Source organism: Kitasatospora sp. NPDC056327, from assembly GCF_042261735.1.
Lineage (GTDB): Bacteria > Actinomycetota > Actinomycetes > Streptomycetales > Streptomycetaceae > Kitasatospora.
In genome coordinates, this window is record NZ_JBHJRC010000016.1 from 1 (window position 1) to 12,276 (window position 12,276).

The following is a 12,276-nucleotide window of genomic DNA, read 5'->3' on the forward strand; positions in this document are numbered from 1 at the left end:
ATCACACATAAATATCGGTGTTTATCATGCTTTTTCGGGTCGCGGACCACCCTGCCGCGCCTTTACTGCGCTTGTTTTTCCCCGGGACGGGGGGTGCGCCGGCCCCGCGCACCGCCCGTCACCGCCCGCGGCCCCGCCCCCGTCCCCGCCGAGGCGCTCCCCCACGCGCCGGCCGGACGCGGAAGGGCCCCGGTCCACCGGCGGCACCCCCGTCGCCCGCCGGTGGACCGGGGCCCGGATCGAGGGGGCCCGTCCGGCCCGTCTTCGGTCCCGCTGCCCGTCCGTTCCCGTGTCCCGCCCGTTCCGCCCGGTCCGTTCCGTTCCCGGTCGCGGCCGTCCCCGTGCCGTGGCGGCCCTACTGCTTGCCGCCGCTCGCCGCGACCGGGCGGGACCGCAGCAGGGCCCGGGCCGGCAGGGCCGTCGCGGCCAGGCAGAGCACCACCGCCCCGGCGGCCAGCGGTACCGCCGTCCCGGCCGGGACGTGCGGCGCGGCACCCGTGAGGCCCCGGGTGATCGGCACCAGGGTGACCCAGGCGATCACCGCCCCGACGCCCAGACCGGTCGCGGCCACCAGCAGCGCCTCCCAGCGCATCATGTGGCGCACCTGCCGCCGGGTGGTGCCGGCCAGCCGGAGCAGCGCGACCTCCCGGCGCCGGTCCAGCACCATCATGACCAGGGTGTTGGCGGCCGTGACGGCGGCGAAACCGCCCAGCACACCGGCCATCACCGTGTTCGCCCAGGCGCCCATCTCCTGGGCCTTGTCCGCCTGCGCCGCGTAACCCGCCCGGTCGGTCACCTGCAGACCGGGGACCCCGAGCCCGGACAGGCCCCGGGCGACCGCGGCCCGGTCGGCGCCGGGAGCGTCCGCGACCAGCACCCGGGTGTCGTACGAGGTGGTCGAGTGCGCCGCGACCGCCGCCCGCGGCAGCAGCGCCTGGCCGAAACCGAGGCCGCGCTCGTAGGTGGCGACCAGCTGCGGCTTCACCTCCGTGCCGTCGCCGAGCCAGAACGGCACCCGCTGGCCGACCTCGACGCCCAGGCTCTCGGCCAGAGCGGCGTCCAGCGCGACGGTGTCCGCGGCGCGGCCCAGGTCGGCCAGCGAACCGCCGCGCACCCCCAGGTCGAGCACCCGGGGCAGCCGGGAGGGATCACCGGTGACGCCGAGCGCGGTGGCGGAGAGCAGCTGGTCGCCGTCCCGGTAGACGATGCCGGTGTTCAGCACACCGACCGCCGCCTCCACCCCGGGCACCCCGGCGGCCCGTTCGACCACCCCGGGGGTGCCGGGCAGACCGGCCACGGCCGGTGCCCCGGCGGGCAGACCCGGCCCGGTCGAGCCGAGCACGTGGTCGGCGACGATGCCGGTGCGCACCTGCTCGCCGGTCTCGTGCCGCAGGCTGCTCTGCATGAACAGCAGGGTGCCGCAGAAGGCGGTGACCATCGCGATCGGCGTGATCGCGGAGGCCAGCCGACGGGAGTTGGCACGGGTGTTGTCGGCGGCCAGCGAGCCGGTCGGGCCGCCGGCCCGCAGCGGCAGGCCGAGCACCTCGGCCGCGAGCCGGGCCACCCACGGCCCCAGCAGCGCCACCGCGACCAGGAAACTCATGACCACGCCGAGCGCGGTGTTGGCGGCGTCGGCGCCGTCCAGCTTCGCGGCGACCACCGCGAGCACCGCACCGCCGACGGCGAAGAGCACGCCCACCAGGGTGCGGACCAGACCCGGCCGGGAGGGTTCGACGGCGGCGGCGCCGAGCGCCTGGCTCGCCCGCATCTTCGCCGGGCCGCGCGCCGCGACGTAGCCCGCCGCGAGGGCGGCCAGCGTGCAGGCGGCGACCGCGACCAGCATCGGCACCGGGCCGACGGACAGCTCGACGTCGGCCGGGACGGCGCCGCGTTCCACCATCCCGTCGAACCACCAGCGGGCCAGGCCCAGGCCGGGCAGCACGCCGAGCGCGGCGGCCAGGGGCGCGACCAGCATCGCCTCGGTGGCGATGGTGCGGCGGATCTGGCTCGGAGTGGCGCCGACGGCGCGCAGCAGGGCGAACTCCCGGGCCCGCTGACGGACCGCCAGGGCGACGGTGGAGACGACCACGAACACGGCGGTCATGGTGGCGGTACCGCCGAAGGAGCCGCCGATCGCGATCAGCATGACCTTCGCCTCGGTGAGCACCGGCTGCTCGGCCGAGCCCCGGCCCTGACCGCTCAGCACCTCGGCGGCGCCGCCCACGGCCTGCTCGACCTGCGCGGTCAGGGTCTTGCGGTCCACGCCCTCGCGGGGCTGGACGGCGATGGCGTCCACCCGGCCGGGGTGGCCGGAGAGGTGGTCGGCCTGCTGGTCGGCGAACCAGACCGTGGCACCCGCGGGCTGCGGGGCGGCGAGGCCGGAGATCCGGTAACTCCCGCTGCCGCCGGGGGCGGTGAGGGCCACCGTGCCGCCGGGGGCGAGGTTCGCGGAGCGGGCGGTGCCGGCGTCCAGCACGACCTCGCCGGCGGCCGGGGCACGGCCCTCGACCAGGCGGTCCTGCGACCCCGCGATGCCGAGCGCGGCGAAGCCCCGGCCGGTGACCGCGCCGACCGTCCCCGGCAGCCCGGCCCCCGGGGGCGCCGCGCTCTGCAGCGGGAAGGAGGTGTCCGGGCGGGCCGCCGCGACCCCCGGCTGGGCAGCGATCCTGGACACCAGCCCGGCGTCCACCCGGGCCCGCTCGGGCAGCGGCTGCTCGTGGGTCTCCTTCTCGTCGTTGATCTTGTAGGCGATGGTGACCTGCGGGTCGGCGGCCACCACGACCGGCGCCTCGGCGTACCGGACGGTGGGCACCGAGGCCGTGAGCCCGGTCTGCAGCAGCGTGCCGCAGGCCATGATCACCGCGGCGCCGAACAGCAGCGCGACGAAGGTGCCGACGAAGGAGGCGGGGCGGAAGCGCACCGAGGCGCGGGCGAGTCCGTTGCTCATGCCGCGGTCCTCAGCGGGCGCGCCGTCAGCGCGACCATCCGGTCGGCGATCGTCTGCGGGTCCGGCCGGTAGAGCTCACCGGCGGGCAGGCCGTCGGCCAGGAAGACCACCCGGTCGGCGAACGAGGCGGCCACCGGGTCGTGCGTCACCATGACGACGGTGGCCCCCATGGTGTCGACCGCGCGCCGCAGCAGCCCGAGCACCTCGTGCGCGGTGTTGGTGTCCAGCGCGCCGGTCGGCTCGTCCGCGAACAGCACGTCCGGGGAGGTGATCAGCGCCCGGGCGATCGCCACCCGCTGCTGCTGACCGCCCGACAGCTGGCCCGGCCGCCGCCGGCCGTGCTCGCCGAGACCGACCTGCGCCAGCAGCTCCCGGGCCCGGCCCCGGTCCTGGCGCTCCCCGGCGAGACGCTGCGGGAGCAGCACGTTCTGCAGCACCGTCAGCGAGGGCAGCAGGTTGAAGGACTGGAAGACGAAGCCGATCCGGCTGCGGCGCAGCCTGGTCAGCCGGTCCTCGCTCAGCCGGGTGATCTCCTCACCGCCGAGGAAGACCTCGCCGGAGGTCGGACGGTCCAGACCGGCCGCGCACTGCAGGAAGGTGCTCTTGCCCGAGCCCGACGGACCCATCACGGCGGTGAACGAGCCGCGGTCGAGCACCAGGTCGATGCCGCGCAGCGCGTGCACGGTCTCCTCGCCACGGCCGTAGCTGCGCCGGACGCCGCGCAACTCGATCGCGGCGTGGGCGGCGGACCGCCCGGTCGGCTCGGGCGCGGGGCGGGAACGGCGGGGTGCCATGGTGGGGCCTTCCTTCGTGGATCGTCGCTGCTCTTCGACGTGTTCCAGGCTAGGAAGACGGGGTGCGGCGGACCATGGAGGCCGCTGGCGGACCGGGGGTGGGGTTATCCCCCCGGAGGGGCTGCGGGTGGCCCCGGGGCGGGACGGCTGTGGGGGGCTTCGGCGGTGGGGGGCTTCGGCGGTGGTGGGCTTCGGCGGTGGGGGGCGGTGGATCGGCGTGGTGGGCGGTGGTGGACGGGTGGCGGTCGGGGGCCAGGTCGCGACTGTCGGCTGCGGGCGGCGTCCCGTCGCCCGGTCGGCCCGACCCGGGCGGCACCGGTCACCGGGCGGCGGCGGCCACCGGGCAGGACGCGGGTCCGTGCGCCGGCGTCCGTACGCCGGTCCGCGCGCGCCCGGCCCGTCGGCCCGCCGCCGGGGTCGCGCCCCGTCCGTCCGCGCCGTTCGGTCGCGCCGTTCGGTCGCGCCGTTCGGTCGGCCGCACCGCGTCGCGCCCGTCGACGGCCGGCCCGGCCCCGGGGCGCGGATCCCGGGGCGCGGGGCGCGCCCGCCCCGGCCCGCCTCCGCCGCCCCTCGTCGTGTCGGCCGTGCGGGTCAGATCTCCTCCGCCCCGACGCCCTCGTAGGCGGCGCGCAGCTGGGCGACGACCGGGTGGGCGGGGTCGAGGGCGGTGCCGTCGACGGCGGCGAGCGGGCGGACGCCGGCACCCGCGTTCACGGCGACCGCGGCAGTGAAACGACCCAGGTCGCCCGGGGTGACGGGCTCTCGCCGCTGCGGGCCCGGGTGGGCGGCGGCGAGCAGGGCGGCGGTGACGCCGGGCAGGGCCTCGGCGTCCGGCCAGACCAGCGCCCGCCCGTCGTGGAGGGCGAGGTTCCAGGTGGCGCCCTCGGTGATCCGGCCGGCGTCGTCCAGCAGCAGCGCGTCGTCGTAGCCGTCGAGCTGGGCCTGCCGGCGCTGGTGCAGCAGCCCGAACAGGCCGACGTGCTTCACCTGCGGCAGCTCGCGCCGGTGGGCGACGGTGCGGACCCGCAGCGGCCCGGGCACCGCGGCGGGTGCCGGACGGGTGGTGACCAGCAGGTGCGGCACGGCGGGTGCGGCGGGCCGCTCCAGGCCGAGCCCCGGATCGAACACGGTGACCCGGACGATCACCGGCGCGCCGTCGGCGGGCAGCACCCGGCGGATCCGGGCGCGGACGTCCGCGCGGTCCAGTTCGGCGCCGAACACGATCCGGCAGTCGCGGACCAGCCGGTCCAGGTGCAGGGCCAGTCCACGGGCGCGGCCGGCCTCGGCGCGCAGGGTGGTGAAGTGGCCGTAGTTGAGCAGGCCCAGGGCCGCCAGCCGGGCGGGGTCGGCCGGGCCGCCGTCGATCTCGATGTCTGCCATGGTGCCGAGTCTCCCAGGGGCGAGGGCGAGGACGGGGGGCGAAGTGCAGGGACCGGGGCGGGGATGGGGGCGGGGGCGGGGCAGGGCGGGGTTCGGGCACCGCGGGGGTGGCCGCAGTGCCGTCCGTCGTGCGGCGACGGTGCCCGTCCGGACGACGGGTTTCCGGCTAGCCGACGAGGGCCGTTCTCGGCAGCACCCCGACGGCCCGGCCGTCCACCAGCACCAGCACCCCCGGATGCGTCGCCCCGAGCGCCGCGCGGGCCTCCGCCACCGACTGCCCGACGCCGACCGTCGGCAGGGCCGGCCCGACCAGGGCGCCCAGCGCGGCGGCGGGCTTGGCGGAGCCGTCGGCGAGCGCCGCCACCAGCGCGTCCCGGGACACCGAGCCGACGACCTCGATCGCGCTCACCCCGTACGGGCGCGCCGCCCGCGCCAGGACCACCGGGGCCACGCCGCCCGGCGCACCGTCCAGGGTCTCCAGCGCCCCGCCCACCGTCGCGTCGGCGTGGACCGCGACCACCGGCCCGGCGCCGTCGAGCAGCGGACGCAGGCCCTGCGGCTCCCCCTCCTGCGACTCCTGGCCCCGCCCCTGCCGCCGCGCCTGCGACGCCTCGTCCTGCGACTCCTCCAGGAAGCCCCACTGCCGCATCCACGCGTCGCTGTGCACCTTGGACAGGTAGGAGCGGCCCGAGTCCGGCAGCAGCACCACGACCAGGTCGTCCGGGCCCAGCTCCCGTGCCACCCGCAGCGCCGCGGCCACCGCCGTGCCCGAGGACGGCCCGGCCAGGATCCCCTCCTCCCGGGCGAGCCGGCGGGTCGTCACCAGCGACTCGCGGTCCGGGATCTGCTCCATGACGTCCACGACCTCCTTCCGGTAGGACTCCGGCCAGCGGTCCTCGACGGTGTCGGGGTGGACGAAGTGACCGATGCTCTCGACGAAGTACGGGCTGCCGTCGCCGCCCCCGTAGATCGAGGACTCGGGATCGGCGCCGACGACGGTCACCGCACCCCCGGACACCTCCTTCAGGTACTCCCCGGTGCCGGTGATGGTGCCGCCGGTGCCGACGCCCGCGACGAAGTGGGTCACCCGGCCGCCGGTCTGGTCCCAGATCTCGGGGCCGGTGGTCCGGATGTGGGCGTCGGGATTGGCCGGGTTGTCGTACTGATCGGCGAGCCAGGCCCCGGGGATCTCCTCGGCGAGCCGCCGGACGACGTGGTACAGGTGCGACGGGTCCTCCATCGGCACGACGGTCGGCGCGAGCACCACCTCGGCGCCGTACGCGCGCAGGATGTCCGACTTCTCCGCCGAGGCCTTGTCGGCCACCCCCGCGATCACCCGGTAGCCGCGCTGCCGGCCGACGATGGCCAGACCGATGCCGGTGTTGCCGGAGGTCGCCTCGACGATCGTTCCCCCGGGCCGCAGCAGCCCGTCCCGCTCGGCGGCGAGCACCATGGCCAGCGCGGCACGGTCCTTGACGCTGCCGCCGATGCCGAGGAACTCGACCTTGGCGTAGACCGGGGCGGCGAGCCCGGCACCGAGGGCGGCGAGACGGATCAGCGGCGTGCCGCCGATCGCGTCGAGGACGGATTCGTGCACGGGGGGTTTCGCTGGAAGCATCTGGGGCTCCTCGCTCCGGTGTCCTGCGGGCGGCGCCGGGACTGACGCCGCCCGGTCTCCGCCGAACCTGCCCAGCCCGGTGCGCCGTTAGGCCGTGTCCTGTGACTCATCCCGTCGTCGGGTGCGGGGTGTCCAGCGGCCGGGGGGAACCCGAGGGGCGGGGTACGCACGGGCCGGTGGGCCCGGTTCGGTCGGGATGGTCGGTTCGGTCGGGGTGACCGTCGCGGTCCTCGCGGTCCTCGCGGTCCTCGCGGTCCTCGCGGTCGACTCGGCCGACCCGTTCGACCCGTTCGACCCGTTCGAGCCGGTCGGCCCGTTCGAGCTGGTCGATCCGGTAGGCGAGGCCCTCCGGTTCGCCGGTGTCCGCCCAGCGCCAGGCCTCCGCCCACCACTGCGGGCCCCGCACCAGCGGCCGGCCGGCCAGCGCCAGGTGCAGGGCGAGCGTCGAGCGGGCGTAGCCGTGCACCCAGCCGTCGGTCTGCCGGTAGGCGGCGGTCTCGTCCAGCCGCAGCCGGCGGCCCTCGGAGCCCGCGGCGAGCAACGGGCTCCAGTCGTGCCCGGACGGTTCCGGCGACGGCCGGTCGGCGACCAGCAGGACCAGGCGGCCGTCCTCCTCGCAGACCCGGTAGGGCGGGAGTTGCGGCATCCGGGCGAGGGCGACGGCGTGCTTCCAGGAGACCGTCCAGAGGCCGCGGCGCAGGGCGTAGCGCAGGGCGTCGGGGTGGGACCAGGGGGCCTCCAGCCGGTAGCCGGGCAGGCCCTCGGCGGTGGCCGCGCGGTAGACCTGTTCGAGGGCGGCCGCGGCGAGGCCCCGACCGCGGGCCGAGGGGCGCAGGTAGAGCGCGGAGACGGCCAACTGGCCCGGCCCCCGGGTGCAGTTGTCGACCGCCAGCACCCCGGCCGGCCCGTCCACCGGATCGACGGGGCCGCCCAGCCCGCCAGGACCGCCCGGCCCGGCAGTGCCACCCGGGCCCGTGTCCAGCAACCAGTAGCGCCGGCGGTGGAGTTCGCCGCCGGGCCAGGCGGGGCCGCCCCCTCGGAGCCGCTCGCGCAGCCGGCGCTCGTCGGCGGGGCCGATCGCCGCCGGGTCGACCCGCTCCGCCGACTCCTCCTCGACGCGGGCCGCGAGGTCCCAGCGCGCGAATCCGCGTTCCTCGTCCTCCCCCGTCACCCGCCGTACTCCGGGCGCCGTGCCCAATCGTTCCTGCGCCCGCTCGACCGCCGCATCCCAGGACCTCACCACACCGTCCACGATAGCGAGCAACCGGCACCGAGGGTAATTCGATGGACACCGAACGTCAGATCGGATACGAATTCCCTTGTTCGGAACGCCGACCACCGAGGGGAGATCCAGAACCGTGCACACCCGTCCCACCGTTCACGCCGTCCGCCGGGCGCGGGGGCCGCCGCGTCCGCCCGCCCGGTGGTAGGGGAAACCCGACCGGAGGACTCGACCTGACCGTCATGACCTCGCCGACCTGCGCCGCTGCAATGAAGTGGTGCTGATTCCCCGTCTCCGTACCGCCCTTCCGTCCCCTGCCCGCCACGGCTCCGGCTCCGGGACCGGCCCCGGGACCGGCCCCACCGCCGGGCCCGGCACCGCTCGCAGGCCCCGGCCCGCTGCCCTCCCCGGCCGCGCCGACCACGCCGACCGCACCGGCACCGGCCGACCGCGCCGCCTCCCCCGTCCACCCGGATCCTCCGCTCCGGGCCGCCCGGCCGGCGGGCGGCGGGCGCTGTGGTGCGGCGGGTGGCTGGTCGCGGCCGGGTGGGCCGGGGCGTTCCCGCTCGTCTCCGGGCTGGGACCGCACCGGAGTTGGGGACTCCTCGCGGCAACGGGATACCTGGCGGCGGCGGTCGCCGTGCTCGTCCTGCGCCCGCGGTGGGCACGGCCGGGGTCGGTGGCGGTCGCGCTGACCGGTGCGGTCCTCATACCGTTCCTCGTCCTGGTGCTGACCGGGCAGGGGCAGAGCGAGGTCACCGTCATCGAGCGGTCGGGCGAGCTGCTGCTCCGGCACGGGACGCCGTACCTGGCCGAGCCCCGGACGGTCGACGAGTACACCCCCTACCTGCCCGGGATGGCACTGTTCGGGCTGCCCCGCGCCCTGCTGGGCGCGGACGGGTGGCCGGCCCGGCTGCTGGGCGACGCACGCCTGTGGTGCGCCGCCGTGTTCCTCGGCTGCCTGGCCACCGCCGTCCGGCCGTCCTGGCGCGGTGCGACGCCGCGCTCCGCCCCGCACCCCGGCTCGCGCCCACCGCGTGCCGGGGAGCACGCGTCCGGCGGCCCGTCCGTGCCCGTCATCGCGGTGACGGCGCTCCTCGCCTCGCCGCCGGTCGCGCTGCCGCTCTGCGTCAGCGGGGTCGACCTGCCGTTGACCGGGCTCTGCGTGCTCGCGCTCACCCTGGCCGACCGGGCACGTCCGCTCGCCGCCGGCTCCGCCCTCGCCCTGGCCTGCGCGCTCAAGTGGACGGCCTGGCCCGCGGTCGCGGTGGCCGTCGCCCTGCTCGCGGTCACCGCCGGGCGCGGACCGGCCCTGCGCGCCGCCGTCACGGCCGTCCTCGGCACGGCCGCCCTCGTCCTGCCCGGTGCCCTGCGCTCACCGGGGCCGCTGCTGCGGCAGGTGTTCGCCTTCCCCACCGGCCGGGGCGGGCTGCCCACCCCGGCGAGCAGCCCGCTGCCCGGCCGGCTGCTCGCCGACCTCGGCCCCGGCGGCTGGTGCGCCGCGCTCGCCCTGCTGCTCCTCGCCGGGCTGGCCGTCGCCGCGTCCCTCCTGCGCCGCCCGCCCCGGAACGTCCGAGCCGCCGCCGACCGGCTCGCCCTCGGCCTCACCCTGGCGTTCCTGCTCGCGCCCGCCGGCCGTTTCGGCTACCTCGCACTGCCCGCCGTCCTGGCCCTCCTCCCCCGGCTGCGCTCCGCCCCGGCCGCCGGACCGATCCGCTCCCCGCACCCCCTTCCGTCCGCCGCCCCCCGTCCCCGCGCACCCCAGGTGGTTCCCGCCCCATGACCGGCACGCTCATCGTCACCAACGACTTCCCGCCCCGGCAGGGCGGCATCGAGACCTTCGTCCACGCCGTGGCCACCCGGCTGCCCGCCGACCGGGTCGTCGTCTACACCTCGGCCGAACCCGGTGCGGCCGACCACGACGCCGCACTCCCGTTCCCGGTGATCCGCGACCGGTCCCGCACACTCCTCCCCACCCCCCGGGTGACCCGCCGGGCCGCCGGGATCGCCCGCGCCCACGGCTGCGACCGGGTCTGGTTCGGCGCCGCCGCGCCGCTCGCCGCGATGACCCCGGCGCTGCGCCGGCAGGCGCCCGGCATCCGGCGAACCGTCGCCACCACGCACGGCCACGAGATCTGGTGGGCCCGCACGCCCCTCGCCCGGCACCTGCTGCGGCGGATCGGCGACAGCGTCGATGTCGTCACCTACCTGGGCCCGCACACCCGCGACCGGATCGCCCCGGCGCTCGGCCCCTCGGCCAGGCTGGAACGGCTGGTGCCCGGCGTCGACACCGAACTGTTCCGCCCCCGGCCCCGGCCGGCCGGCCCGCGGGCACCGGTGATCCTCTGCGTGGCACGGCTCGTCCCCCGCAAGGGCCAGGACACCCTGATCCGCGCGCTGCCGGTGATCCGGCGGACCGTGCCCGACGCGGTCCTCCTCCTGGTCGGCCGGGGCCCCGACGAACGGCGGCTGCGCCGCCTCGCCCGGCGTCACACCGCCCCCGGCTCAGTGGTCTTCGCGGGCGGTCGGGAGCACGCCGACACCCCCGCCGCCTACGCCGCGGCCGACGTCTTCGCGATGCCCTGCCGCACCCGCCGCGCCGGGCTGGAGGCGGAGGGCCTGGGCATCGTCTTCCTTGAGGCGGCGGCGGCCGGACTGCCCGTCGTGGCCGGCCGCTCCGGCGGCGCCCCGGACGCCGTCCTCGACGGCGTCAACGGCACGGTCGTCGACGGCCGCGACCCGGCCGCCGTCGCCACCGCGATCAGCCGCATCCTCCGAGCCCCCTCCGCCGACCGCACCCGCATGACCACCGCCGGCCGCCAATGGGCCCGCAGCCACTGGTCCTGGGACACCACGGCCCAGCGCCTCACCACCCTCCTCACCCCACCCGACACCCCGCACTGAGCAGCCGCCCCCACCCGCTCCCGCACATCCGCGTCAACGGTCCGATCACCCAGGGGCCGTCACCCCGGCCGGACCCACCCGCCCACCCGCACCCCAGACTCCCAACAGCCCGGCAAACCCAAGGGCCTCCACACCGACGAAGACCGGCCGGCCGCACACCGCACCGCCGCTCGGACACCCGCTTCGTAGCCCCAACAGCCCGGTCCCTCCAGGGACTTCACCCGACCGGGGCCAGCCGCACCGCACACCGCGCCGCCGTACCGCCACGGCCGCAGCCCCGCCGTAGGCCCCGGCCAGGCGGCCCGGCGGCCCCGTGAGCGCCGATGGACGGGTCCGGCCAGGCGGCCCGGCGGCCCCGTGAGCGCCGATGGACGGGTCCGGCAGCCTCACAGGTGTCCGGCCGCCGACAGCCGGTCGAGGAGATCACGACGGGGACAGCCACCGGCCCTGTTCCCCAGGCCCACCTGTACGGGCGAACCGAGCCACCACTGCCTCCGGGGCCGCAGCGGCGCCACCACGCCCGACGGGACACCGCCCGCACGGATCCGGTCCCACGAACCCGACTCCCGGCCCCGCTCCGGGCGACAACGACCCGCCGAAGCAACCACCGTGCGGGCGGCCGACCCCGGCCGACCCCGGCCACCCTCGGCTGATCCGGCAGCGGCTCAGCGAGCGGCGGCGTCCAGCAGGATCCGGGCCGGGGCGGTCGGCCTGAAGATCATCGGCCGGTGGCCCGTGTCGAGGGTGACGTGCCGCCGGCCCGCTTCGCGGACCAGGGCGGCGACGGCCGGCGGTGGCGCGGGACTGTCGAGCGGACAGGTGAGGTACGTCGCGGGGAGGTCGGCGAGCGAGCCGGTGAGGGCGGCCGGTTCGGCGAGGCTGCCGCCGGGTGCGGGGTCGATCCGTCGACGATCCGGGCGATCCGGGCGTCGGTGAGCCCCTGGCCGCGAGGTCGCCGGCGGCGAGCGGCCGCCAGGAGCCGTCATCGGCGGCGATCGCCCCGGCCACCGCCGCGCCCCAGGGCCCGGCCGCGACGAACGGCTGCCCGTCGACCGGGACGGCGGCGTCGACGAGGACGAGGTGGGCGAGCCGGTCACCGATCCGTTCCGCGGCCTGCCCCACCGGGACACCCGCGTAGCCGTGCCCGACCAGGACCACCTCCCGGAGGTCCCACCCCCGGAGGTCCCACTCCTCGACGAGGCCGACGACGTCCCGGACACGGCCTGCGGCCCGACCGGTTCGCCGCGCCGCTCGGCGAGGCCGGCGAGGGTGAGCGGGTGGACGCCGTGCCCGGCCGCGCGCGGTTCGGGGACCACGTCGTCCCAGGCCCACGCACCGAGCCGGGCACTCGCCCCGAGTACGTGTTCCGTCATGGCGGCGCCGTAGCGCCGGGCACCGACGGTCCCCCGGG

The 12,276-nt window shown here is 77.5% G+C and carries 7 protein-coding genes and 1 pseudogene; 2 read left to right on the top strand and 6 right to left on the bottom strand.

What is annotated here, in order from left to right; all coding sequences use genetic code 11:
* Window positions 1-355 precede the first annotated feature (355 nt).
* From ACFCX4_RS04350 to ACFCX4_RS04370, 5 genes are all read right to left on the bottom strand, one after another.
* Window positions 356-2,947 (bottom strand): FtsX-like permease family protein, encoded by a 2,592-nt coding sequence (locus ACFCX4_RS04350; RefSeq protein ID WP_376138848.1) that lies wholly within the window; start codon window positions 2,945-2,947, stop codon window positions 356-358.
* The gene (locus ACFCX4_RS04355; RefSeq protein ID WP_376138850.1) at window positions 2,944-3,741 is read right to left on the bottom strand and encodes an ABC transporter ATP-binding protein; all 798 of its coding nucleotides are present in this window, start codon (window positions 3,739-3,741) and stop codon (window positions 2,944-2,946) included. Before ACFCX4_RS04355 ends, ACFCX4_RS04350 begins: the two co-directional genes overlap by 4 nt.
* 591 nt (window positions 3,742-4,332) lie before the next feature.
* Complete coding sequence (locus tag ACFCX4_RS04360; RefSeq protein ID WP_376138852.1) at window positions 4,333-5,121, bottom strand: aminotransferase class IV; 789 nt, start codon at window positions 5,119-5,121, stop codon at window positions 4,333-4,335.
* Between the two features lie 166 nt (window positions 5,122-5,287).
* Entirely contained in the window at window positions 5,288-6,739 is a 1,452-nt protein-coding gene (locus ACFCX4_RS04365) for a pyridoxal-phosphate dependent enzyme (RefSeq protein WP_376138854.1), read from the bottom strand.
* A 106-nt stretch (window positions 6,740-6,845) separates the two neighbouring features.
* Window positions 6,846-7,982, bottom strand: coding sequence for a hypothetical protein (locus ACFCX4_RS04370; protein ID WP_376138856.1), 1,137 nt, complete (start codon window positions 7,980-7,982; stop codon window positions 6,846-6,848).
* A gap of 658 nt (window positions 7,983-8,640) precedes the next feature.
* On the opposite strand from ACFCX4_RS04370, the gene ACFCX4_RS04375 reads away from it, so the two are divergent.
* Window positions 8,641-9,744: a glycosyltransferase 87 family protein gene (locus ACFCX4_RS04375; protein WP_376138858.1), complete on the top strand. Its 1,104-nt coding sequence runs from the start codon at window positions 8,641-8,643 to the stop codon at window positions 9,742-9,744.
* Complete coding sequence (locus ACFCX4_RS04380) at window positions 9,741-10,865, top strand: glycosyltransferase family 4 protein (protein ID WP_376138860.1); 1,125 nt, start codon at window positions 9,741-9,743, stop codon at window positions 10,863-10,865. Before ACFCX4_RS04375 ends, ACFCX4_RS04380 begins: the two co-directional genes overlap by 4 nt.
* A gap of 665 nt (window positions 10,866-11,530) precedes the next feature.
* On the opposite strand, the pseudogene ACFCX4_RS04385 reads toward ACFCX4_RS04380, so the two are convergent.
* Window positions 11,531-12,238, bottom strand: a pseudogene (locus ACFCX4_RS04385) (alpha/beta fold hydrolase).
* Between the last annotated feature and the right edge of the window lie 38 nt (window positions 12,239-12,276).